General features: G+C 35.8%; 21 protein-coding genes. 14 read left to right on the forward strand and 7 right to left on the reverse strand.

Annotation, left to right across the window (positions count from 1 at the left end):
- Window positions 1–14: 14 nt before the first annotated feature.
- Window positions 15–1,484 carry a class I adenylate-forming enzyme family protein gene (locus EK386_RS04145; RefSeq protein WP_126657764.1) on the forward strand — a complete coding sequence of 490 codons (1,470 nt, stop codon included), beginning with the start codon at window positions 15–17 and terminating at the stop codon, window positions 1,482–1,484.
- A gap of 198 nt (window positions 1,485–1,682) precedes the next feature.
- Here the strand turns inward: EK386_RS04145 and EK386_RS04150 are convergent, their stop codons facing one another.
- Window positions 1,683–2,138: a chemotaxis protein CheX gene (locus EK386_RS04150; protein WP_126657765.1), complete on the reverse strand. Its 456-nt coding sequence runs from the start codon at window positions 2,136–2,138 to the stop codon at window positions 1,683–1,685.
- Between the two features lie 649 nt (window positions 2,139–2,787).
- Between EK386_RS04150 and EK386_RS04155 the strand changes: the two genes are divergently transcribed.
- From EK386_RS04155 to EK386_RS04175, 5 genes are all read left to right on the forward strand, one after another.
- The gene (locus EK386_RS04155) at window positions 2,788–6,426 is read left to right on the forward strand and encodes a dynamin family protein (RefSeq protein ID WP_126657766.1); all 3,639 of its coding nucleotides are present in this window, start codon (window positions 2,788–2,790) and stop codon (window positions 6,424–6,426) included.
- Between the two features lie 40 nt (window positions 6,427–6,466).
- On the forward strand, window positions 6,467–7,273 hold the full coding sequence (locus tag EK386_RS04160; protein WP_126657767.1) for a sulfurtransferase: 807 nt from the start codon (window positions 6,467–6,469) through the stop codon (window positions 7,271–7,273).
- 96 nt (window positions 7,274–7,369) lie between these two features.
- A complete protein-coding gene (locus EK386_RS04165) occupies window positions 7,370–8,194 on the forward strand; it encodes an MBL fold metallo-hydrolase (protein WP_126657768.1) in 825 nt (274 codons plus the stop codon).
- A 78-nt stretch (window positions 8,195–8,272) separates the two neighbouring features.
- Window positions 8,273–9,178 (forward strand): stalk domain-containing protein, encoded by a 906-nt coding sequence (locus EK386_RS04170; protein ID WP_126657769.1) that lies wholly within the window; start codon window positions 8,273–8,275, stop codon window positions 9,176–9,178.
- A gap of 415 nt (window positions 9,179–9,593) precedes the next feature.
- Window positions 9,594–10,796, forward strand: coding sequence for an NAD(P)-dependent malic enzyme (locus tag EK386_RS04175; RefSeq protein ID WP_126657770.1), 1,203 nt, complete (start codon window positions 9,594–9,596; stop codon window positions 10,794–10,796).
- A 297-nt stretch (window positions 10,797–11,093) separates the two neighbouring features.
- Here the strand turns inward: EK386_RS04175 and pepF are convergent, their stop codons facing one another.
- Complete coding sequence (gene pepF, locus EK386_RS04180; protein WP_246027572.1) at window positions 11,094–12,893, reverse strand: oligoendopeptidase F; 1,800 nt, start codon at window positions 12,891–12,893, stop codon at window positions 11,094–11,096.
- 183 nt (window positions 12,894–13,076) lie between these two features.
- Complete coding sequence (gene gdhA / locus EK386_RS04185; RefSeq protein ID WP_126657772.1) at window positions 13,077–14,450, reverse strand: NADP-specific glutamate dehydrogenase; 1,374 nt, start codon at window positions 14,448–14,450, stop codon at window positions 13,077–13,079.
- Window positions 14,451–14,622: 172 nt separating this feature from the next.
- On the opposite strand from gdhA, the gene EK386_RS04190 reads away from it, so the two are divergent.
- Both EK386_RS04190 and dsdA read left to right on the forward strand, forming a co-directional pair.
- Window positions 14,623–15,090 (forward strand): YaiI/YqxD family protein, encoded by a 468-nt coding sequence (locus tag EK386_RS04190; RefSeq protein WP_126657773.1) that lies wholly within the window; start codon window positions 14,623–14,625, stop codon window positions 15,088–15,090.
- Window positions 15,087–16,412, forward strand: a complete 1,326-nt coding sequence (dsdA, locus tag EK386_RS04195; protein ID WP_126657774.1) for a D-serine ammonia-lyase — start codon at window positions 15,087–15,089, stop codon at window positions 16,410–16,412. The genes EK386_RS04190 and dsdA overlap by 4 nt, the downstream gene beginning before the upstream one ends.
- A gap of 352 nt (window positions 16,413–16,764) precedes the next feature.
- Here the strand turns inward: dsdA and EK386_RS04200 are convergent, their stop codons facing one another.
- On the reverse strand, window positions 16,765–17,592 hold the full coding sequence (locus tag EK386_RS04200; protein WP_126657775.1) for a squalene/phytoene synthase family protein: 828 nt from the start codon (window positions 17,590–17,592) through the stop codon (window positions 16,765–16,767).
- A gap of 241 nt (window positions 17,593–17,833) precedes the next feature.
- On the opposite strand from EK386_RS04200, the gene EK386_RS04205 reads away from it, so the two are divergent.
- Together EK386_RS04205 and coaW are read left to right on the forward strand one after the other, a co-directional pair.
- The gene (locus EK386_RS04205) at window positions 17,834–18,901 is read left to right on the forward strand and encodes a 3'-5' exonuclease (protein WP_246027573.1); all 1,068 of its coding nucleotides are present in this window, start codon (window positions 17,834–17,836) and stop codon (window positions 18,899–18,901) included.
- Window positions 18,902–19,010: 109 nt separating this feature from the next.
- Window positions 19,011–19,853 (forward strand): type II pantothenate kinase, encoded by an 843-nt coding sequence (gene coaW, locus EK386_RS04210; RefSeq protein ID WP_126657777.1) that lies wholly within the window; start codon window positions 19,011–19,013, stop codon window positions 19,851–19,853.
- Window positions 19,854–19,958: 105 nt separating this feature from the next.
- On the opposite strand, the gene EK386_RS04215 is transcribed toward coaW, so the two are convergent.
- Window positions 19,959–20,354: a ribonuclease HI family protein gene (locus EK386_RS04215; RefSeq protein WP_126657778.1), complete on the reverse strand. Its 396-nt coding sequence runs from the start codon at window positions 20,352–20,354 to the stop codon at window positions 19,959–19,961.
- Window positions 20,355–20,509: 155 nt separating this feature from the next.
- On the opposite strand from EK386_RS04215, the gene EK386_RS04220 reads away from it, so the two are divergent.
- Both EK386_RS04220 and EK386_RS04225 read left to right on the forward strand, forming a co-directional pair.
- Window positions 20,510–20,701 (forward strand): zinc-finger domain-containing protein, encoded by a 192-nt coding sequence (locus EK386_RS04220; protein WP_126657779.1) that lies wholly within the window; start codon window positions 20,510–20,512, stop codon window positions 20,699–20,701.
- Window positions 20,702–21,473: 772 nt separating this feature from the next.
- Window positions 21,474–21,914 (forward strand): SRPBCC family protein, encoded by a 441-nt coding sequence (locus EK386_RS04225; protein WP_126657780.1) that lies wholly within the window; start codon window positions 21,474–21,476, stop codon window positions 21,912–21,914.
- Window positions 21,915–22,002: 88 nt separating this feature from the next.
- On the opposite strand, the gene EK386_RS04230 is transcribed toward EK386_RS04225, so the two are convergent.
- Both EK386_RS04230 and EK386_RS04235 read right to left on the reverse strand, forming a co-directional pair.
- Window positions 22,003–22,989 carry an SEC-C metal-binding domain-containing protein gene (locus EK386_RS04230; protein ID WP_126657781.1) on the reverse strand — a complete coding sequence of 329 codons (987 nt, stop codon included), beginning with the start codon at window positions 22,987–22,989 and terminating at the stop codon, window positions 22,003–22,005.
- 191 nt (window positions 22,990–23,180) lie between these two features.
- Window positions 23,181–24,068, reverse strand: a complete 888-nt coding sequence (locus EK386_RS04235) for a DMT family transporter (RefSeq protein WP_246027574.1) — start codon at window positions 24,066–24,068, stop codon at window positions 23,181–23,183.
- 123 nt (window positions 24,069–24,191) lie between these two features.
- On the opposite strand from EK386_RS04235, the gene EK386_RS04240 reads away from it, so the two are divergent.
- Both EK386_RS04240 and EK386_RS04245 read left to right on the forward strand, forming a co-directional pair.
- On the forward strand, window positions 24,192–25,076 hold the full coding sequence (locus EK386_RS04240; protein ID WP_126657782.1) for a LysR family transcriptional regulator: 885 nt from the start codon (window positions 24,192–24,194) through the stop codon (window positions 25,074–25,076).
- Between the two features lie 43 nt (window positions 25,077–25,119).
- Window positions 25,120–25,797: a phosphopantothenoylcysteine decarboxylase domain-containing protein gene (locus EK386_RS04245; RefSeq protein ID WP_126657783.1), complete on the forward strand. Its 678-nt coding sequence runs from the start codon at window positions 25,120–25,122 to the stop codon at window positions 25,795–25,797.
- Window positions 25,798–25,819: the final 22 nt, after the last annotated feature.

Below are 25,819 nucleotides of genomic sequence, written 5' to 3' on the forward strand. Positions count from 1 at the left end.
AGGAGGGTGTTTACATGCTGGGTGGCCAAGATTGGATATTAAAAAGAGCTCGTCTAACACCTGACAAAATTGCACTGATTGATATCCAAAGCAATCGAAAATGGACCTATGAACAATTGTCGATCGAAACGTTAAAATGGCTCGCTTATCTTCAAAATCAAAAGATCCAAAAAGGTGAGCGTGTTGCGTTTTTAGCAGAAAATCGGATTGATTTGTTTCCTTTATTATTTGCTTGTGGATTAGGTGAATATATATTCGTCCCTCTCAATTGGCGACTTAGTGAACATGAATTATCGTCTATACTAGATGATTGTACCCCTACCATTTTATTTACAGATGACAAGTTTGCGGCTATAGGAAAACGTATATGTCCAAATACACAGGCAATAAAAAATATCGATGGGAAGTGTGCCGTATTCTCACACTCATCATCTTGGAAAAGTTCTGATCCATTACTTATCATCTATACAGGGGGGACTACCGGGAAACCAAAAGGAGTAGTTCTCTCGTTTGAAGCAATTAATTGGAATGCAATGAATACGATCATTAGTTGGGGATTAGAGCCGTCAGATTGCACACTGAATTATATGCCACTCTTTCATACAGGTGGATTAAACGCACTTTCTTTACCAATCTTAATGGTAGGTGGCACCGTTGTCATTGGTCAACGGTTTGAACCGGAAGAGGCCATCCGTGCGATTGATGAATATAAAACAACCATTTCACTTTTTGTCCCAACAATGTATCAGGCAATGGTTGAAACAACTTATTTTAAACAATCCTCCTTTCCAACCGTTAAAGTATTTCTATCTGGTGGTGCACCTTGTCCAAAAACAATTTATCAATATTTTATGGAAAAAGGCTTAAAATTTAAGGAAGGGTATGGGTTGACTGAGGCTGGGCCAAATAATTTTTATATTCCCCCTGAGGTAGCTGCAAAAAAGGTGGGCTCAGTAGGGAAATGCATGCTCTTTAACGCCATTCAAATTCAAAATGAAAAAGGTACTCTATGCCATACAGGTGAAGTTGGAGAACTATACATTAAAGGGAAGCATATGTTCACTCATTATTGGAATAATCCTGAAGAAACAACGAGCGCCTTAAGCGATGGGTGGTTAAAAACGGGTGACCTTGCAAAAATGGATGAACATGGGGATATATACATCGTCGGTCGAAGGAAAGATATGATTATTACAGGCGGAGAGAATGTTTATCCACAAGAAGTGGAGCAATGTCTCATTACACATCCAAAGATAAAGGAAGTAGCCGTTGTTGGGGTGCATGATTCAAAATGGGGGGAAGCGGTTACGGCATTTCTTGTCGCTAGTGAGGTATCCGTTCAATTAAAAGATGAATTAGTCCTCCTATGTCGAGAGCAACTAGCAGGCTATAAAGTGCCGAAAAGCTTTCATTTTGTTAGTGAATTACCGAAAACCCATGTTGGAAAAATTGATAAAAAGCAATTAGTCGAGCGATCTGTTTAGGCAGATCGTTTTGTTTTGATTAGTAAAGTAGAAGCTTCCTGGATCATAGCCACAGTAGGTTCAATAATTGAAATAACAAATCAGTAATTTTAACCGTTCATAATATTGGGCGACCGAAAGTAGTATGTAATAGTGAAAAAAACACACTAAAAATATAGTGTGCTAATTCATTATTTTCAATTGTTTTTTTGTAAAATGTTATTCGTTATCGATTGTAAATAAAATGGTTACCATACCAACATCTGCAATTTCTACAGGTAATCGGAATGCTTTGTCAAAACCAAACATTTTCGTATTTCCTACCATGACAGTTGGAGGCGTAATGTCTACATTCAAGTCTTGTGTCCCTACATGTGTACATAAATTCCCAGCGAACATGTTCCCCAATTCACCAGTAAAGGATTCTAACATTTCCCCTTCTAAAGGCATACCAAACATTTGTGCACCAATTGCACTAAATGTTGATGTTGTACTATCGATGATGACTCTCCCTTTTATATCGCCTAATAGTCCTATTAATACACCCATCTCTTTTTGAATAAAAGGTTCTGATAAAATCGAAGGAGACTGAAAATTTAGTTGCATAGGAAGGATTGTTTTTAATGAGTGGATAGACCCGTTTAATATTGTTTGAATATGTTTCGAATTATTCAATTAAATACACCCTTTTTTCGACTTTTTTTTATCTTACCATTAAATTAACATCCTAGTATATAAAATATTGAAGGGAGTTGACTAATTTTCTAAAATTTTAATATAATTAAGTGAAAATGATTATCAAATAGAAAAGCGAAGAACGCTCGTTCAGCTCTGAAAACAACTGGCCGACAAAAACGCCACATCGTGTAGCATTTTCGGCACTTGTACATCCATGTACGGCGGAGGAAACGACAAGAGGACGCTCTTTGTCCTCACAGGCGTTTTCGAAGTTGTTGAAGAGCTAGCGTTCGTAGCTAGACAAATAGAAAAGAGAAAACAGTTCGTCCAACTCTGTAAAAACTAGCCAAAAGAAATTTATAAAATCAAAATAAAAGGAGACTGAAAATGATGGTGTACATGTTTGTTGGAGCTACGATTTTAATTTATGCGAGTGTTGGTACTTATGTATTAAAAAAGACAACTAAATGATCCAATTCGTCACTATTTTATTAATCTCCGCTCCTCTAAAATCCCCCCCCTGTTTTTTGAATAGTTGGAAAATGGATTTATTTGCCCTTAATTCTTTTTTTTTGCCGATTTTACGAAACAATCATGGTAGTATATAATTGTGACAAAACTGAGGCAAAGGGGCATTAATTTGCATATGAGTTCGTTTGAAGATAAAATACATCAATTGCTAAAGCAATCCGCAATACAATACATAATCTATAAAAATAATGAAGATACAGAACGTATGGAGAAACTTCATTTATTTGCTCGAAAGCTTTTACAAAAAGAATATGTAATCGGTTTCGCTGGTCACTTTTCAGCAGGGAAATCGAGTATGATCAACGCATTATCTGGCGAGGACATTTTAGCAGCAAGTCCAATTCCTACGAGTGCGAACATCGTAAAGGTACATAAATCCGAAGAAGATTTCGCTATTGTTTATATGCATCACGAAAAGCCAGTAAAATTTGAAGCTGGGTATGACTTTAAAACCGTAAAAGAATTAAGTAAAAATGGAGAGCTCGTTTCACAGATTGAAATCGGTCATAGCAATTCATCGCTCCCATTAGGTGTAACGGTAATGGATACGCCAGGAGTCGACTCGACAGATGATGCGCATGCTATGTCGACAGAATCTGCACTTCATATTGCAGATGTCGTTTTTTATACAATGGACTACAACCATGTCCAATCTGAATTGAATTTCCAATTTACAAAACAATTAATGAAATACAATCCAAACGTCTACCTGATTGTAAACCAAATTGATAAACATAAAGAACAAGAATTATCATTCGAGGCGTTTAAACAATCTGTACACCAGTCGTTTGCTGCATGGGGAGTAGAACCAAAAGGGATCTTCTTCACATCACTAAGAGAATTTGACCATCCACACAATGACTTTACGACAGTGAAAAAGATTGTGATGGACTCAATGGATGATTGGCAGGAGCAACTTGTTTTAACGGCAGAGAACACATTGAAAAAGTTACAAAGCGAACATTTAACCTACTTACAAGAAGAGAAGCAAAACCTGTTTGCTGAATACGAAAATGTGTTAAGCGATGATGAGTGGGAAAATAGACAGGATCTTCTTGAACAATATGAAAAGCTAAAATTACAAACAGAAATGTTTTCAATCGAGAATTGGGAAGATTCATTTAAAGAAAAACGGAAAGAACTTCTGAACAATGCGGCCATCATTCCGGCTGATTTCCGAGATAAATTACGTTTGTATTTAGAAAGTAAGCAACCAGGCTTTAAAGTAGGCGGTCTATTCTCGGCTAAAAAGAAAACAGAAGAAGAACGCTCTAAACGCATACAAGATGTTTATGAGCAATTCAAGACCGTTTTACAATCTCAAATCATTGGTCATATGAAAAACTTAATGAAGCAATCTTTACGAGATGTTGGGGCATTAAAAGACGATAATGCTGCTCAAATTGAAGCGATGCAATTTGACGTACCATTTTCATTAATTGAAGACCAAGTAAAAGCGGATGCTCTTGCAACAGGGGATGCCCTACTGAATTTTGCAAATCGAGTTGCTGAGGCGACAAAACGTTACTTTGTGGACGCGACAGATGATTGGAAAGCAAGTCAACGAACAGGATTACAAGATGTCGCGAGCCAGTTATCAGCACCTGTTCTATTAAAACTAAATTCGATGTCGAAAAAGGTCAATGCTATTCGTTCAATTCTTTCATTAGATGATGGGATGCAATTTGCCGAAAAAGAAATTACTTACCCGACTAAAGATGTTCGTTCTGCATCCAAAATACAAGAACAAACATGGGTGAACAATTTTGAGCAGTCGTTAAAAGAAATTCGACCATTTGACCCATCGATGCTAGCGCCAAAAGAAGAAAAAGTAATGGAAGAAGTAGAGTCGATTCAATCTTCTTTAACACTAAATGTTAAAGGTGATGAAGTCGTGCGCGCAGCCATTCAAACGGCTAATTCAGTAAAGAAAGTAGATGGCTTTGAAGAAGTGTCTAACTTCTTAATGAAGAAAGTAGAACGTCTACAGAAAAAAGATTTTACCATTGCTTTATTTGGTGCATTTAGTGCTGGGAAATCTAGTTTTTCTAACGCTTTAATGGGTTCAAAAGTGTTACCTGTTTCACCAAATCCGACAACAGCTGCTATCAATAAAATTAAACCTGTAACAAGTGAACATCCACACGAGACAGCAGATGTTCAACTGAAAACGGCTGAGCAACTTTTAGAAGATATTAAGTATTCTTATGAAGCGATTGGTTTAACGATTCGATCATTAGAGGAAGCATTTAATCGTTCAGAAGAGGGCGTTAAAGTGCAACTGTCTGATGAGCGTTTAAATGTGCATAAATCCTTTATCCGTGCCTTTGCACAAGGCTTTAAAAGCTATGAATCAAAGCTTGGGGAAACAATTCGTGTAAACCGTGAAGAATTCGAGAAGTTTGTTGCCGAAGAAAATCGTTCTTGTTTTGTGGATAATATCGATTTCTATTACGATTGCGAATTAACGAGAATGGGCGTAACACTGGTAGATACGCCAGGAGCTGATTCAATCAATGCACGTCATACTGGCGTAGCATTCGACTATATTCGTAATGCGGATGCCATTTTATTCATTACGTATTACAACCATGCCTTCGCAAAAGCGGACCGTGAGTTTTTAATTCAGTTAGGTCGTGTAAAAGATGCATTTGAACTAGATAAAATGTTCTTCATCGTTAACGCGATTGATTTAGCTTCAACGAAAGAGGAAGAAGAAGAAGTAAAGAGCTATGTTCGAAACGAATTACAACGTTTTGGTATTCGTTTCCCACGACTATATGGTGTTTCAAGCTTAATGGCATTAAAAGAAAAAGTAGAGCAACAACAATTCGCATCAGGCATGGCTGATTTTGAACAGGCATTCCATCATTTCTTAAATGAGGAGCTTGCATCAATTGCCATTCAAGCGTTACACGAGGAAGTTGAAAAGACGCATCATCGTTTCTCGGAGTTAATTCACCAAACAGAAGAGAACTTAAAACGTAAAGATGAACGCTTAGAAGAATTAACGAAGCTCGAACAATATGTTCGTAAAACATATAGTACGACGTCAACAAGCATTCTTCAAAGTGATATGAAGCAAGAACTAGATGAATTGCTGTATTACTTAATGCAACGTGTTTACTATCGTTATCCAGATTTCTTCCGTGAAGCATACAATCCGTCTACTTTCGCTTCCATGCCTGTTCAAACAGCGTTAGAAACAGCATTAAAGGATACGTTAAGTGCATTGAAGTTTGATTTTGCCCAAGAATTACGCGTAACGAATTTCCGTCTCGTTCAATTTATTCAAAAGAAAATTAATGAACAATTTAAAGAGGAAGTACGTTCATTAAAAGAATTGAATAATAGCTTTTCATTTATTCCATATGAACCAAACGAATCTGATTTACTAGATTTTGACGGTCCATTTGCTGATTTTAATAAATACGCTCATGTGAAATCTTACTTTAAAAATGCAAAAGCGTTTTTCGAAAAGAATGAACGAGAGCAGTTAAAGGTTGCTTTAGAAGAAATAACGAAACCGGATGCTCAAAGCTATATGGATTTAGAAAAAGAGGAATTGTTAAAGTGGGCAACGAACTTTATAGAAAATGAAGCAAATCATTTAAATGAATATTTATATAATCAAGCCATGAGTCAAATTGAAACAGAACGTTTATTACTCCAAGAAGAAAGTCGTTTGGCAACGTGGAAATCAATTTATGCTGACCTATTAGAAAATGTGGGTGACCTGAAAGCACTTAAATAATCATTTAGGTTTGCACGAATGCAAAACGGGGGGATCAACATTGGGGAAAGTATTTATAGAAGCAACGGAAGTGAAAGAAGGACGCTTTATCGATGCCCGCTTTCATTTACAAGAAAAAGAGTGGGGAAAAAGTGAGTTTTCGAAGGAACATATCGAAGGGGCTATTTATTGGGATATGGAACAAGATTTATCGGATCTTGCTAAACCCGATGGACGACATCCAATGCCTTCAAAAGAACAATTACAGCAGTTGTTTGAACAATCGGGATTGACGCAGGAAGATCATATCTATATTTATGACCAAGGAGGTGCGCCTTTTGCTGCCCGCGCTTGGTGGATGTTGCAGTTTGCAAATTTTTCTAATGTATTTATTGTCAATGGAGGCTTTGAAGCATTAACTCAAGCTGGCTTTAACCGTACAAATGAAGTAACCAACTACCCAACAACAAGCTTAACAATTGATTGGCGCGATGATATTTATGCAAATCGTGAAGATGTAAAACAAATTGTAGATGGTATTGAAAAAGCGGTTCTTTTAGATGCACGTTCAGCCGTTCGATATCGTGGGGAGCAAGAGCCGATTGATAAAGTGGCGGGTCATATTCCGACTGCCATTAACTTTGATTGGGAACAATTAAAGGAAGGGAACACTTTACGTGCAAATGCCGAATTGCTCCAAAAAGTGCAAAAAAACGAGAATGTTGTCGTTTATTGTGGTTCCGGTGTGACAGCATCCCCATTGTATGCCATATTAGCGGATGCAAATTACGAAAACTTACGCTTATATGTAGGGAGTTTTAGTGATTGGATTACGCAATATGATGTTGAAGTAGGGGGAAATAAATAGTTTGAAGGTGAAGCGTATAATGATGAGTTATACGCTTTACTTTTATTCGCTAAAAATGAATGGCTATTCATTCAATTTTGAGGAGCTGAGATCAATATGCTAAAAAAATCCGTTGAGTATGGAGAAATAAACGGCGTATCATTTGCAAACGGTACGGTATCCTTCAATGCGATTACACTAAATGTCTATAGCTATATGGTGGATGGTGTACTCATCGATACGGGAGCAAAATCTTTAAAAAAGCAATTTGCACCGTTTTTATTATCGAAGAATTATGATCAAGTTGTCATAACCCATCACCATGAAGACCATACAGGATGTGCCGCGTTAATTGAGAAAGATCGAAATATTCCTATTTATATTCATGAAATGTCCGTAAATGATTGTCGAAAACCTTCTGATTATCCGCTTTATCGGAAGCTTTTCTGGGGGAAACGTGACCCGTTTAAAGCGAAACCATTGTCCACATCATTTTCTTCACGTACTGCAAAATGGGATGTTATTGAAACACCTGGACATGCAAAAGACCATGTTGCATTTTTAAATCGAAATACGGGTCAATTATTTTCGGGAGACTTATTTGTCCAACCTAGAACAAAAGTCATTTTAAGGAATGAGAGCATACCACAAATTATTGCTTCTATTGAGCATGTATTGACCTTAGATTTTGGGGAAATGTATTGTTGTCATGCGGGATTTGTCAAAAACGGAAAAAAAGCGCTCGAGCAAAAGAGGGAGTATCTATTAGAGCTTAAACAAAAGGTACTAGACTTATATCAGAATGGAATGAACCCGAGTCAAATCCATCAAATAGTAATGAAACGGAAATATCCTATAACGAAATTATCTTTTGGCGAATGGGATTCGATGCATATCATTACGTCTATTCTCAATGAATCAAAACAGATGATCAGTAATTAAAAAATATCAATTAATGTTGTAACCTTTCCCAAAACTTTACGACTAATTTTACGTAAAGCTTTGAAAGGAGAGAAAGTCATGAAAAAAACAACAGCTTTATTACTTGCGACAACAATGGTTGGAAGTATAATGCTTACACCGGTTGCGAAAGCAGAAAATGTAGAGGTAATTAGTGTAGAAGAGAGTGAGAAAGAAGTCGGAAACGTAAACTTTATTTCTGTTACGGGAACGATTACAAAAATCACAGAAGAAAGCACTGGGAACTTCTTTGCAACGATCAAAAATGAAGATGAGGAATTTGGTTTTTACTTTAATGACGAAACGAGAATTTTTGATAATACAGGTAAAGTGACAGAGCTAAAAGAAGGGTTGAAATTTACGGCCTTTGTAGATGCGAGAAAACCAATGATTCTAATTTATCCACCGCGCTATTCACCTGAAGTGATCATTGTTCAGACAGAAGAAGCGGGAACAGTTGCTTTGGAGCAATTTGATGAAAAGTTTTTAAACAAGAAAAAAGATACGGTTATTAACATTTCAGATGATACGGTCATTGAAGATTTATCTGGTAAATCCCTTAAAAAAGAAGCGATCGTGGATAAAGATGTACTTATTTTCTATGAAGTAGTGTTAGAGAGTTATCCAATGCAAATTGGGCCATCGAAAATCATCGTGCTTGAAAAAGAGCCAACAGCGATTGAAAAAGCCTATGCCATTGTAGAAAAAGATTTCTATGAAGTAAATGGGGAAATGATGATCCCACTTCGATTAGTCGCAGAAACGTTAGGCTACAAAGTGGATTCTACTGGGACAGGTGCCATTGTATCAAAAGGAAATGTTAGCTTTACCATTACACGTGGAACAACTATCTATGGATACAATAAAGCATTAAGACAATTTAAAGAGACACCAGAACTACTTGAGCAATATAAAACGTATGTTCCATATGAATTTTTACAACTACTTGTAGAGCATGTGAATTAATTTAAGCTCATAACTTTCATAAAATGTTGAAGACTAACCTTAAGAAAAAAAGGGTTAGTCTTTTTTGTGTTCAAAAAGTGAATTTTTTGAAAACTTTTTCTCTAGTGAGGACAAGAAGTTTGTGAAAAGATTCATATTTTGTCTGATAAAGCAAAACGTGTAGTTTTTCACACAATTACAAGCTATATAGAAGGGATTGGAAAATGTAAGCGCTACCCATAATTATACTAATATAATTAAATTGGGGAGAAAAAAGAATTGTGAAAAGTTGCACAATTAATAAAAATGTTGCGCAAAGCAGTAAAATCAAGATTCTTGATGCAAATTTTCAATATTTTCTGTTGACTTTAATATAATAAAGCACTATGATACAAAAATATAAGTTATTGGTTGGATAAAGAAAGGGTGGTAGAAAATGGATATTATGAAAAAGGCAATTGAGATGCACGGAGAATTTAAGGGGAAATTAGAAGTTAGGTCAAAAATTCCATTAGAAGATTCCTATGATTTAAGTTTAGCTTATTCACCTGGAGTTGCGGCTCCTTGTATTGAAATAGAGAATAATCGTTCGAAAGTGTTCGAATATACAATGAAGGGCAATCTTGTTGCAGTAGTGACAGATGGTACGGCTGTATTAGGGTTAGGTGATATTGGTCCAGAAGCGGCATTACCAGTAATGGAAGGGAAAGCATTACTTCTGAAAAGATTTAGTAATGTAGATGCGGTTCCGATTTGTTTAGATACAAAAGATGTGGATGAAATTGTGCGTACAGTAAAGGCAATTGCACCTACTTTTGGGGCAATTAACTTAGAAGATATTTCTGCACCGCGTTGTTTTGAAATTGAAGATCGTTTAAGAAGAGAATGTAACATTCCAATCTTCCATGATGACCAACATGGTACAGCGATTGTTGTTGCAGCAGGTCTAAAAAATGCCTTAAAAATTGTAGGCAAACAAAAAGAAGCTGTGAAAATCGTTATTAATGGTGCAGGGGCAGCAGGTATTGCGATATTGCGTATTTTACTACAAATTGGATTTAACAATATTGTAATGTGTGACTCGACGGGTGTTATTTATAGTGGTCGTGAAAAAGGGATGAATCCAATTAAAGACAATATTGCACATTTAACAAATCCTGAAAACTTAAAAGGTGATTTATCAGAGGCACTTGTTGGCGCGGATATTTTCATCGGAGTATCAGTTGCAAACCTACTGACTGAAGAACATATTAAATCAATGAATACTGATCCGATCGTATTTGCATTAGCGAATCCAAACCCAGAAATTACGTATGATAATGCAAAAGCGTGGGGCGTTCGAGTGATTGGGACAGGCCGTTCAGATTATCCAAATCAAGTAAATAACCTTTTAGCATTCCCGGGTATTTTTAGAGGGGCGTTAGATGTTCGCGCAACGGATATTAATGAATCAATGAAGCTAGCCGCTGTAGAAGCAATTGCATCCTTAATTACAGAGGATAAGCTACATGAAGATTATATTATTCCAAAATCTTTAGATGAGCGTGTAGCACCAGCAGTAGCAAAAGCAGTTGGTAGTGCAGCAATTGATACAGGCGTTTCAGATCTCTTTCAACAACCGTTAAGCGTAGTGAAGTAATTCTATACAAAGAAGAAGCTATCCAATAAGTGAACTGCTCACGATTAGGTAGACAGATAAGATAATAAAATTCTGCTTTTATTCTTAAAAGTATTGTTTAGTGAGCGGACTTGAGCACACAAGCCGCAAAGCCACGTGTCTTTACGACTTGTCTTAGTGCTTTGTGTAAGGTACGCTCACATAGAATAACTGTTACTCATCTTTCATAATTTAGTACGCGGCTTACAGTGGTAGGCCGCGGCTTCTAACTTAAGTTGACTTCCTAAGCGTTACGTAATCACTAATTGTCTGTTTCTCTTATTTTCCCGCTTCAAGTTCCTTTGTTAAATCTTCTAATTCAGAAATTAACGAACCAATATAGTCGATTGTGTCACGGAGAGGTTGATCGGTTGTAATATCAACGCCGGCCATTTTAGCTAGTTCTACAGGTGATTTTGTACCACCAGCTTTTAATACAGTTAACCATTGCTGTACAGCCACATCGCCTTCATGAAGAATACGCTGTGAAACCTGTGTAGCGATTGTAAGTCCTGCTGAGTAGGTATAAGGATATAATCCCATATAATAGTGAGGCTGACGCATCCAAGTTAATTCTGCGCCCTCAGTTATTTCTACTGTATCGCCCCAAAACTCTTCAAGTACTGTTCGTTTTAAACTGTTTAAGATGGAGGCATTTACGCTACCGCCTTGATCAATCCGTTCATAAACCTTGCGCTGATAGGCAGCTTCTAGTAAATGTGTTACAAAGTTATGGTAGTAAGTGCGCGCTACTATAGTAGAAATAACCCAACGTTTAAATCGAGCGTCATTGGAATTGGCGAGTAAATAATTTGCCATCAACATTTCATTCATAGTAGAAGGTGCTTCGATAAAGTATAACGAAGGTCGAGCATTAAAAAGATTTTGCTTGGCATTTGCTAAGTAGAAATGTCCAGCATGACCTAGTTCATGGGCAAGTACGAATACTTCATTCATTCGAGATGTCCACGATATTAATACATAAGGATGATAGCCGTATGGACTTGAACAAAAGGCGCCAGTAGATTTTCCATCGTTTTGTGCAAAATCTATCCAACGTTCATCGAAAGCGCGGTCGAGCATTTTTTGATAATCCTCACCCATAATGGAGAGCCCATCTTTCATATAATTTCTAGACTCTTCAATTGAAATCTTTGGTTCATACGTTGGATCTAACGAAATTTTTAAATCAGCAAAGGTCATCTTTTCTAGCCCGTGTACTTGTTGCAATAGCTTTGCATAGCGTCGCATATGTGGTGCTAGTTCTTTTGTTATTAAATCGATTTGGCGATTGTAAAGCGTTCTGTCCACATCTTGGTCAAAAAGTAAGGCATCAAATACAGAATCAAATCCACGTAGATCTGCATTTGTTTTTTCTATTTTTAGATGCGTGTCATACGTTTTGGCCGTCGTATGTTGATATTGATGTAATTTAGTTGAAAATGCGTCAAATGCTGCTCGGCGAATAGCTGTATCGCTTTCAAGCTCCCAATCTCCCTCGAAAGAATTATAGCTTAATGGATAGCTTTTTCCATTTACTTCAAAGTTGTTAAATTGTATATCGACTAATTTTGTTGTGTTATACAGTTCATACGGTGCTTTAAACGTTGTGCCATATGCAGCCAATGCTTTTTCTGCTTCTGGATGAAGTTGATAAGGCTTTTTTTGAATTAATTTATCAATGTAAAGGGAGAATTGTGGTGCTTTGTTTTTAGTTTCTAGGAGTATGGATTCTTCTAATTGTAATAATTCGGATGTGATAAATGACAATTGTGCACTGATTTTTGCAAACGTTTGCCCAACCTTGGACGATCGCATTTGTGCATCATCATTTGTTTGGTCCACACTTATTGAAAGTTGTGCAAAACTACCAATGGGAATTAGTTTTGCATTTAAATTTTTATACGCTTCAATCACTTGTGCAGCAACAGTTGAATTGCGAATGTTTCCTTTAAATGTTTCTTCTATTATGGTTGCTTCATTGATCGCTTTACTAATGGCATCCTCGAATTGATCTTCGTTTTGAAATAGGGCAGACAAATCCCACGTCTCTTCAATAGGCACTTCATTTCTTTTCAATCTAATATCCTCCTTTTACAGGGGGGTGTTTCATTAAGTGGCCCTGTATTTTTTTATTACGAGTTTCGAAATAAATTGTATCATACAATCAAGAAATAGAAAATTCAAAAATTTAAATTAATAAAAAAGAAAACCGAATTCTAAAAGAAGAATCCGGTTTAAAATGAAGAATTTATTTATTGATTAATATACGCCTTCACTAATCATTCCATTTGCAACTTTTACGAAACCTGCAATGTTTGAACCAACAACTAGATTTCCTGGTTGTCCGTATTTCTCTGCAGCTTCTTTGCTCTCAGCGAAGATTGATCGCATAATGTTATGAAGTTTTTCATCCACTTCATTGAATGACCAGTAGTTACGGCCAGAGTTTTGCGCCATTTCTAAAGCAGATACAGCTACACCACCTGCATTTGCAGCTTTAGCTGGTCCGAATAATACTTTATTATCTAAGAAGACATTGATTGCTTCAAGGTTTGATGGCATGTTTGCACCTTCAGCCACAACTTTTACACCGTTTTCTACTAATGTACGAGCAGAATCGCCGTCAATCTCATTTTGAGTTGCACATGGTAACGCGATATCGCAAGGAATTGACCAAATACCGTTACAACCTTCTGTATAAGTTGCATTTGGACGGTAATCCACATAAGTTTTAATACGGTCACCTTTAACTTCTTTAATTTCTTTTACAACTTTTAAATCGATACCTTCTGGATCGTAAATGTAACCATTTGAATCTGAGCAAGAAACAACTTTTGCTCCTAAGTGTTGTAATTTTTCGATTGCATAAATTGCTACGTTTCCTGAACCAGAAACGACAACTGTTTTATTTAAGAATGATTCACCTGCATCACGTAACATTTCGCCAACGAAATATACTAAACCATAACCAGTTGCTTCTTTACGAGCAAGTGAACCACCGAAACCAGGAGTTTTACCAGTTAAAACACCCGCTTCGTGCGCACCGCGAATACGTTTGTATTGTCCATAAAGATAGCCGATTTCTCTTCCACCAACACCGATATCACCTGCAGGAACATCGACATCTGGACCGATGTGACGGTATAATTCTGTCATGAATGCTTGGCAGAAACGCATAATTTCTGAATTTGATTTACCTTTAGGGTTAAAATCAGAACCGCCTTTACCACCGCCGATTGGTTGACCAGTTAATGAGTTTTTGAAAATTTGTTCAAATGCTAAAAATTTCATAATTGACTCATTTACTGTTGGGTGGAAACGTAACCCACCTTTGTAAGGACCTACTACGTTGCTAAATTGTACACGGTAACCACGGTTTACTTGAACTTGGTTTTGGTCATCTTGCCAAGCTACTCGGAAAGATACGATGCGATCTGGTTCAACGATACGTGATAAAATGTTGTGTTCAATATATTCTGGATGTTGTTCAAACACTGGTACTAATGAAAGGAAAATTTCTTCCACAGCTTGTAAGAATTCTGATTGGTGTCCGTTCTTTTGTTTTAATTGTTCGAATACTGAATCAATGTAGTTTTGTGCAGCTGATTTTTGGTTAATTACTTGTGTCGTCATTTTGTTACCTCCAAATTGTTTTGTTGAATGTATCGTATTATGATTTTTCTAACAATTCAATAAAGATTTTTGGTCACATTTTGGTGTAAACTAAAAAATGGTTATATTTGTTAGAAAATATATTTTTCTAATATAATAATTTTAAGCGATTTTCGATAGGAGGAGAAGAGCTATTTTACAACTTTTAATCGATGCAGATGCATGTCCAGTTATTGATTTGGCGCTATTTGTATCATCTCAATATGAGATTAAACCCATCTTGTTTTGCGATACTTCACATAATATTGAAAGACCGAATGCAATAACAATTGTTGTCCCAAAAGGTCCGGATTCTGTTGATTTCAAGCTTGTGAATACGGTTACAAAGCATGATATTGTCATTACACAAGATTATGGGTTAGCAGCCATGTGTTTAGCAAAAGGGGCCAATGTCATTGATCAAAATGGAAGGGAAATGACAGCAGACAATATTGATCAATTGCTCACTTTTCGATTTGAAAATGCTAAATTTAGGAAGGCGGGAGGTCGTACGAAAGGACCAAAAAAACGTACAGAAAAAAATGATTTTTTGTTTGAAAGGAATTTTCGACAAATTTGTGAACGAGCAATTTTAGCTAAGAAACAGGGTGAAAATAAATGATAGATGAAGAAAAAATTAGTCAAATCACAATAAAATTTCCTTTAATACATGAGATGACAAGGTGTCATTCGGTGTTATGGATCAATTCAGAACGAAAACAACACCTTCAATCGGATTTTCCTTTTTCATTTACGGAAGTAGAGGAAGCAAAAGCTCGCTTGGATCGATTTTCATCCTATATAAAAGTAGCTTTTCCTGAAACGCAAACATCACAAGGTATCATTGAGTCGGACATAAAAGAGATTCCTGCCATGAAAAAACTGATTGAAGGTCGTCGTGGATTTAAAATTCCAGGAAAATTGATCTTAAAATGCGATCATTCTTTGCCAATCTCAGGTTCAATTAAAGCGCGCGGAGGTATATATGAAGTTTTGAAGTTAGCTGAAACCCTTGCCATTCGGGAAGGTTTACTTTCACTTCATGATGATTATTCAAAATTAGCGGAGGATTCCTTCAAACAATTTTTTAGTCAATATAAAATTGCAGTTGGCTCTACGGGAAATTTAGGGTTGAGTATTGGGATTATGGGTGCAAAATTAGGATTTCAAGTAATCGTCCATATGTCGAGTGAAGCAAAGGAATGGAAAAAACAATTGCTTCGGAAAAATGGTGTTACGGTAATTGAGTATACATCGGACTATTCGAAAGCGGTGTTAGAAGGAAGAAACCAAGCAAAAGAAGATGAGCGGTGTTATTTTGTCGATGATGAAAACTCGAGTGACTTATTTGCAGGCTATGCAGTAGCAGCATTAAGACTGCAAGAGCAACTACAACGAGCAAAAGTAAAGGTCGATGAAGATCACCCATTATTTGTGTATTTACCGTGTGGCGTAGGCGGTGCACCTGGTGGGGTAGCGTATGGACTAAAATCCATTTATGGAAATGATGTTCATATATTCTTTGGTGAACCTATTCAGTCACCATGTATGACGTTAGGGATGATGACCGGTTTACATGATGAAGTTTCTGTACAAGATTTTGGCTTTACGAATAGTACGGAAGCAGATGGCCTTGCAGTAGGAAGAGCCTCTAAATTTGTTGGCAAATTAATGGAGCCAATAATTAGTGGATGTTATACAGTCGATGATAGTTTTCTATTTCGAAGTTTAAAAGCAATGTATGAGCAGGAAAATATTTTCATGGAACCTTCTGCGCATGCAGGAGTATTTGGACCAATTCAATTAATTAGTCAGGGGAAACAGTACTTGGAGGAAAAAGGGTTAGCGTCAAAAATGAATCATGCTACACATCTCGTATGGTCAACGGGTGGCCAAATGGTGCCTTTTGAAGAACGGCAAATGTATTTGCAAAAGGATGTATAAAGAACAATGGAGTATATCAAAATTTGAATTGTACATTTTGCTTTTGGAGTCTATTGAAACAACCCACCGGTAGTATGAATAAATTAAGAAAGCGCGGCCTACCACTGTAAGCCGCCAATAACTCTAGAAAGTTTAGTTGGGATTATTTTATGTGAGAGGACCTTTCACCAAGCACAAAGACAAGTCGTAGAGACAGCTTCAAGTTGGCTCTGCGGCTTGTGTGCTAAGTCCTCTCACTATACAAACTTTTTTCGAAATTCTGTTAGTATATTTACAGAGTGTATTTTAACATTCTAAGCCATTATTTTTATTAAAAAGGACTTTATTAGATCTAGATCCCCTCAGCCCCATTTTAATCCATCTGCACTTCTTCTACAGTTTGTTCCACTTCTTCACGCGTCATTTTTTCTTTACCTTCTTTTAAAGCTTTTAATGTTTTGTGCGCTAATGCGAGTGGTAAGCGACAAAATAGTAAAATTGATCGCTTATGAATATCTTCTATATAAAGATCAGCTTTTTCAAGATTTTCTTCCGCATACGCAAATAAATCAGATCGTGTCCAACCATCTGGTACAAAGCTTACACCACGTTCGAGCATATCTTCTTCCTGATTACGAAGAATATTAACTAATTGTAAACCGCGACCGTAACCAATTGCTAACTCACGATCCGTCTTTACTCCCGCGTTCCATTCCCAAAGCTCTGATAACATGACCCCTACAAGACCGGCAACATAATATGTATATTCGTCTAAGTCTTCCTTCGTATGAACCTGGAAATCTGCTTTTGCCCATTTCCCCATACCTTCAGCCATTTCACTTGCCGCATCATGGACGATTTTTTCGGCTCCTTTTGGTATAAGAGAAATCCAATCACCTAAGCGCAACGTGACTTCTGGCATATACTCTTTTACTGGGGCAACTAATTGTAAATATTTTTCTTCATTAAAGGCATCTTCCTTTAATAAAGTGCTTACTCCTGAAAGAATAGAATGCTTTATTTCCTTTGTTACAAGAGGATTTTCATTGTCTTCTATTTCATCAATTGCCCGCATAATTAAATAGGCAGTAGCAACCGCAGTTTTTAATTCTTTTTGTAGGAAGGTAATCGGTATATAAAACGTACGGCTCGTCGCTTTTAATACACGCATCGCATCTTTTAGGAGTGCTTTTTCGTTCATTGTTGTTGTTCCTCCGTTCATTACATACATCTATACTATCGTACCTCAAATGATGTGAAATTAAAATTAGAAACTATACGAAATGTGATAAAATAATCTCCATCTACACTATGAATGTATGAAACTGATAATAAAATTACATTGGAGAGAACTCTTACTCATAACATATTCGTGTTATTTTGGCTAAGATTCGATACAATAGATTAGAAGTTTGTAAACCTTGTAAGAAAGTTAAGGTGAAATGATGGTTCAAAAATATACTTACATATTCATTGATGTTGAAGCGACATTGATTCGTGGAAAACAATATATAATTGAGATTGGTGCTATTAAATGGCTACCGGATGGAAAAGTGGAAAAGTTTTCAGAACTGATCCGACCGTATCGATTTACGAAATTAAATGCTCATATTCAAAAGCTAACAGGCATCACAACCGAACAGTTATTAGGTGCAAAGTCCTTTAGGGAAGTTATGATGAGCTTTAAAAAATGGTGTAGTAAAGATACGATATTTATAACTTTTGGAGAGTTCGATCGAAAAGTATTAGAGGAAGAATTTGCCCGTAACTATTTTGATGTTGAGTTTTTATATCCGATTATTGATTTTCAACAAAAATATATGATTGAGCATCAAATAAAAGAGCAACCAAGTTTAGGTGGGCTGTTAGATAAGTACAATATCGCAGTGGATACGCAGCACAGAGCATTAGCAGATGCAGTTAGTTTGTTTCATATTTTTCAAGCAACAAAAGGGGAAACATTAATTGAAAAGCAACAAACAAGTCAATTTGGAATGGTCTTTAGTGAACTGCGACAATTAGAGGATACGTATGATTTAAGTATTTCTTATATTGCGGGGAATGTTTCATCGTCTAATATCGAAATTGATAAAATGAAAATAATAAAAAAACAGTTGAACTTTGACATACACGAAGAGGAAAAGAAATTAGAGAATGGTGAAAAAGAAATTGTTCAGCGGACGATTATTTATCCAAATGATGAAGTAAAACAATTTTTAACTAAAATTATTCAGGACGTGAATAGTAAAGTATTAATTACGCGTTCAGGCTTGAAGAAATTTTCGCGTATTAATCGACTACATAATTGTTCGTTTCCAAAAACTGAAGTAATGACACTGCAACATTTATTAAAAACTGAAGAGAATCTAGCTGAATTTTCTTTTAAAGACCTACCGATCCAATCGTATGAACAGGAATTACATCGATTAATAAAAAAATATCAAAATAATATCATACAAGAATATAAAAGGCGAAATCTATTTAGTAAAGAAGAGGTTAAAATTTCATAACGATTGAACGAAAAGAAGGGCTCCTTTTTTAGCAAAATAAATAATAATAATTGCACTATTATACTAAGAAAGTTAAAGTTTAGAAAGGGAGAAAAAAAGGAGAAAGTTTATGCAAAATGTAATTGGAATTGACGCTGGGGGAACTTTAACAAAAGTTGCGTATATAAATGATCAAAATGAGATGGCATTTAAAATTTTTCCATCTAATGACTTTGCGCAAGTAAAACATTGGATTGAACAACATGCGCATATACAAGAAATTGGTTTAACGGGTGGACGTACAAAACAATTATTAGAAGTGTTAAATACGATGAAATCCATTCAATATTTAGTTGAATTTGAAGCGACGATTAAAGGTGTTCGTTATTTATTAAAAAAAGAGGGCCATCAACTAAAAAGAGGGATCATTACCAATATAGGTACAGGGACATCTATTCATTATATGGAGGATACAGAACATTTTCGTGTTGGTGGTACCGGTATAGGTGGTGGTACGTTGACTGGTCTTTCGACAATTATGACAGGTATTTCAGATTTTAATGAAATCACAAAAAAGGCCCATGACGGTAGTAGAGAATCCATTGATTTATTTGTAAAAGATATTTTTCAAGGGATGGAGCCGCCCATTTCGGGTCATTTAACGGCAAGTAATTTTGGGAATGTATCGATTTTAAAAGATAAAAAACATAAAGATCAAGATTTACTCGCAACGATCCAAGGACTGGTTGGCGAAGTAATCTCAACGCTTAGTATTCAATTTGCAGAAGAGCGAAAATCTGAGTCGATCATCTATATTGGCTCAACTTTAATGAATAACGAACATCTGAAAAAAGTGATTGGTAATTATACAATCTTAAAAAAGCATCATCCAATATTTTTAACAAATAGCGGTTTTGCTGGTGCGATTGGCGCTTTATTATTTAAAGTGGAACAATCCAAGCAAACATCATAAAAAAATTCTCTCATTAAGAGTTCTATTAAATAGAGTTTCTGATGAGGGAATTTTTTTTCTGTTTTCAACATGTATTCCATTATAAGTGCACAAGCCGATCCGGATTTACTTACTTTTTCCTTTTTGTATGGCTTCTCTTGCAAGGGCGTCTGCTGCTTTATTTTCTTTTTCTGGAACCCATTTGATAAAAAATAAATCGAATTGTTCAGATAATGTTATGGCTTTTTCTAAGTATGGTTTGAATTCCTCGTTTTTTACGTATTGTTTTTCGATTGACGAAACGACGATTTTTGAATCAGATCGAACTGATACGAGCGTTGAACCAAGTTTTTTTGCTTCTTCTAATGCTCTTAAAAGCGCTGTAAATTCAGCAATATGATTATTCGTTTCACCTATGTATTCGCTAAATTTTAGTAAATGCCCCTCACCTTTAATAAAGATCCCAATGCCACTTGGTCCTGGATTTCCGGCACTGGCACCATCAATATAAATTTCTAACATAAAAATCCCTCACTTTTGAAATATTTGAATGAAATTAAACCATATTATATCTTACTGTAATAAAATATATAAGAAGAACTAAATGGGTAAACCATTTTGACAAATGAAAAACGGAAATAGTAAAATAGAGAAACGTTGTGAAGAGGGGGAGTTATGTGAACAAAAGTACTGTTATTAAAGATATCGACGAACTAACGGACACTTATTGTAATGACTGTCCTGTAAAAACAGAATTACGAAAAGATCGTGGTAAATCCGGTGCACACCGTTTTTGCATCGAGCAATGTTCCGTTGGTGAACAACTACAATTTCTTGGGCAAGAATTAATGAAAATTTACGAAAGATAATGGATACTTATTTTTTATTTATTTCATAGATTAGTTGGCGAAGTGAAAAAATAAAGTGAGATGGTTTAAAGCATAAGTTAGTCACTTGAATTGTAGAATGTACAAATAACATATAAACATGCATGGACTGGTAAATTTCGCATAATGCCAGTCCGTTTTTTTTATTTTTAAAGAAATAATAAATTTTAGATAGATGGATAACGCATTGGAAGTTACTGATAAATATTTTGTTAAGAGTTGCTTTGTGAGCGGACTTAGCACACAAGTCGCAGAGCCAACTTGTAGTCGTCTCTACGACTTGTCTTTGTGCTTGTGAAAGGTCCGCTCACATTAGTGAATATCATCAAAAGTTTCTAGATATAGTACGCGGCTTACAGTGGTAGGCCGCGCCAACTAAAGTTGGATTATACCACTCTATCTTTAAGAAAACTTCTAATATTTAGTAGGGTCCTGATTGAGAGATATTTGGGATTTAAATGAAAATAATCAAACTGTAAGCACATGGAACGGAATGGCGACTCCCGCGCAAAACGTCTACCTGAAGTAGAATGTGCTGTTAAGTATAGATTTTGATATGGAGTCCTTAATAGATGTGTTCGCTTTTTGTTCTTTATAGCGAGATGCGGAAATTTAATATAATGAACGAATTTTTTACGAGCTTCCGTTTAGCATTACTACGTATATTTAATGATGTAAATTTCTACTTTTTGTGTAATAATTGTTTTGTAGACATATAATTTACAATTTATACGTAGTGAAAGTGGGGATCATCATGGCAACAGGAACACATACAGTAGAAATTCCAGTAGATGTACAAGTAGTTTGGGATTATGTCAGTGATCTTGAAAAATGGGCAACGGCGGTACCAGCCTATAAAGAACATAAAATTATTAATGACAAGCAATCGATTTGGACATTTGAAGGTAATGTAAAAGGGATTAAAAAAACAGTACAAGCACAGGTAGATATTATTGAATGGAATGAACCTTCCAATATTAAGTTCGAATTAAAAGGTTTATCCGATAATTTTACAGGAAGTGGCCAATTTACTGCGGAAGAAGTTAACGGTAAAACAACGATGACTTGTACGGTAGAAGTGAATGCAGGCGGATTATCGGGTGCGATGTTAACACCGATTATTAAATGGGCTGTTCCAAAGGTAGCATCTCGTTTAACAGAATCAATCGCCCGTAAGATTGTGGTATTCTCATAGTTTTCAAAAATTGAAACAGCTCCAAAAAAAGACATCCATTTTCGCTTTTTAAAAGCGAGAAATGGATGTCTTTTTGAATTTCACAAATTTAAACTAGCACAGCATCGAATTGCAATAATTCCTGATAGTATTTATTTAATGAAGATGCTGAAACATTAAAGCTTTCCGCTATTTCTTTTACTGTTAAAGTAATGCCTTCGAACAGTTCGCGCTCTTGTGCATATCGAATTGCACCAGCAGCAATGGCGGATGCTTTTCGAGCTTTCGGTTTTTTCTCTACTAAATAATCTTCTAAAATTTCAATGATACGCGTCGATTGAATTCCTCGTTCGTTTAAAAATTGCTTCGTTAGATCTACTACTTCAATTTCAAATGGCGTATATTCTTCGCCACTGTAACCAAAGTCGACCAAATTTTTCCAGAAGTTCAAATGGTTTTCCTTGAAAAATTCTCTTGGAGTCTGTTTTGTTCCATCAAATTGTTTTGCAAAGGATTGGAATGCTTGTTGGTACGTATCAGGGAAGAAGATAAATGTCGATACCGCTAAATAATGATTTTCTTCCCCAGAGCCATCTGGCAGTATAAAGGCAAATGCTTGCATGCCAGATGGGATTGGTCGATTTGATTCTCTTCGAATGTATATTTTTTTCTTCGTTAATGTACAAGTGGCATGTAAGTATTGATTTTCAATAGCTTCTACTTGTCCGATAAATGCTCGAGGTTCTGCCCATTGATCTAATAATTCAATGCTAGCTGGTCGAATCATTTTTTTCTTTGTTCGTTTTAAATAGTTTGTCCAAATATCCATTCTTTGGTGGAAGAAAAAGTCATCTAATGCGATGGCTTCGATTAAATCCCTTTGTAAATGATTTTTTAACGTCGGTCCCCACGTTTGAACTAATTGGAAATATTCTTTAACATCCGCATTGGACGGATAACTATTATAGAAGTTTTGTAGAACTTGCTCAATTTCTTCTAAAAACACCTTTTGCACTACGTCTTGCTGGTTGTTTTCGCAGCATTTTTTATATTTTTTTCCGCTTCCACATGGGCATGGTTCATTACGTCCTACCATGTACACACACTTCCTTTCACGTATTCTAGTACGATTAGTAGTTAAACTTAGCACTGTTAATGATAATGAGTTTGTCTTCAATTGAAAAGTGATAGTTTATTTAAAACTATTAGAAATATCAGACATATTATTATTTATATGTTTGATCATTCAAAAATAGACTAAAAAAAACAGTTTAGTAGAAAAAATTACTAAACTGTTTTTGCGCTTGCTTTTTTAACAATTCGTATGTGTTGGAAATGTTCAAGTTGGGCAATGATATTCCCGCCAAAAATGAAGAGTCCACCGATTAGTAATTTAATTGTTACGATTTCTCCTAAAAAGATGACCGCAAAAATCGCTGCAAATATCGGTTCAAGTGAAAAAATGAGACTTGTAGCTGTCGCAGAAGTATGTTGTTGAGCTACGGTTTGCCCAATAAAGCCAAATGCACTACAAAGAATACCCAGTCCTAACACTGCAATCCAAGCTGATGAAGTAGTTGGTATTTGAGGTGACTCAAACAATAAACAAAATACCCCACCAATTATAGCAGCGAATCCCATTTGATAGATTCCAAATGAGATTGAATCAACTGATTTAGTAATTTTCCCGTTAATAATAATATAAATCGAATAAGCAAAAGCTGTTAATAGACAATAAATATCGCCTAATTGAAATGTTAACGTACTATTGATTGTTAATACGGAAATGCCGATCATTGTGCAAATAATCGCGATGCTTACAGTTTTAGACGGTAGCTGTTTATCAATTATACTAGCTAAGATTGGAACTAACACAACCGTTAAACTTACTAAAAAACCAGCGTTTGATGCAGAGGTAGTACTTAATCCAAACATTGGTAAGCCAACTGTAAATACGAGTAAAAACCCTTGTATCATAGCAAAATAAATCGTTTTTTTATTAATTTTGAAAAGTTTTTTATAAAAAATCAATGCGGCAATAACAAAGGCAATGAAACTTCGAAGCGCAACCGTATTAAATACGTCTAACGTTTCTAAGCCAATGACCATAAATGTGTAAGATAAACCCCAAAACATTGTGACAATAACCATTAAAATATTTGCTTTCAGTTCCATAGTTTCTTCTCCCATGATGTATCAATATTGGTAATTCTTAATATATAATGGAGTTGTAAATTAGTAAAACGAATGTTTATTATAGTTATCATGAATTATTTTCATGTAAAGGTGATGATGAAGGTGAGTCTTGTTAAATACGAAATATTAGATAAGGTGGCTAGATTAAATAGTTTTACAAAAGCAGCAGAAATTTTAGGTCTAACTCAATCAGCGATCAGTCATGCGATTTCAAGCTTAGAAAAGGACTATGGTTTTGCGTTAGTGCACCGAAATAAACATGGTGTAACATTAACGGATGAAGGGGTTATCATGTTAACTGCTATTCGTAATGTGCTTCATGCAGAAGAAATGTTAAAACAAGAGGCAGCTAAAATAATTGGAGTAACAAAAGGGAAAGTACGAATCGGTACCTTTTCTAGTATTTCCACGAAAATGATGCCCAAAATTATCCAACTAATGGATCGACAATATCCCGGCATTGAAATTGAACTGCGAGAAGGCGATTATTTTGAAATCGAGCAATGGCTAAAAGAAGGGGAAATTGATTGTGGTTTTTTAAATAAAACGCATACGAAACAAACACAGTTTACGCCCTTACTCCAAGATGAGTTATTTTGTATCGTTTCTTCTAAAAGTACGCTCTTCAATAAAGAGTCCGTTGATTTAAATGAAATCGAAACAGAACCATTCATCTTAACGACGTATAATGGACCAAATGATGTATTAGCAATATTTGAACGTTATCGGATAAATCCAACGATTCGCTTTAAGTTGTTTGATGAAAAAGGGGTAATTTCGATGGTAGAACATAACTTAGGGATTACGATTTTACCTCAGCTTGTCATTGATCAGTTACCGAAAAACGTCCGCAAGCTGAAAATAAAACAAGAAAGTTTCCGTACAATTGGATTAGCGACAAAACTGCAAATGTCTCCAGCAACGGAAAAATTTGTAGAAGTCCTAATGCATTGGTTATCGACTAATGAAATTGTTCACAAAGTCTAGTACACTTAATAATATGTAAATTCAAACTAATATAGGTGATCATGTGAAAAATTTAACGAATAAAAAAGTAATTATTACAAGTGGTGGAACGTTAGAAAAATGGGATCGAGTGCGCGGTCATACGAACTTATCGAAGGGAGCGATGGGATGTTATTTAGCGGAAGCTGCACTTAAGCATGGGGCAGAGGTTATTTATTTACATGGCTATTTTGCTAAACTCCCAGAAAATAAAGAATTAATGCGTACCATCATGTTTGAAGGAATTGAAGACTTGGGTGATAAAGTGCAATCCCTTGTGCAATCGGAAAAAATTGATTATGTCATCATGGCAGCTGCTGGTTCAGATTGGGTGATTGACAAAGTATACGATCAATCGGGGAATCTAATGGAAGAAAAGGGAAAAATGCCTTCTGATGAGCCTCCAATTATCCATTTTAAAAAGGCGCCTAAAATTTTAGGGCAAATTAAAGCGTGGGCACCTGAGACGACATTAATTGGGTTCAAGCTAGAGGCGACCGATGATGTAGAGTTCCTCATCGATCGTGCGAAGCTAAGAATGGAATCGTCAAATGCAACCTATATGGTAGCGAATAGTTCGAATTCGTTATATGGTTCAGAGGAGCCTCATTTTATTGTCGCCGCAACAGGTGAAGTGGAGCGAATAGAAGGAAAAGAACGAACTGCGGAGAAACTTTTTGAAATCCTTGCAAATGAACAATAGCATTAATTCTTTTTAGTGAACT

Origin of the sequence: Lysinibacillus antri (assembly GCF_003977595.1) — a bacterium.
In the GTDB taxonomy this organism is placed as follows: domain Bacteria; phylum Bacillota; class Bacilli; order Bacillales_A; family Planococcaceae; genus Ureibacillus; species Ureibacillus antri.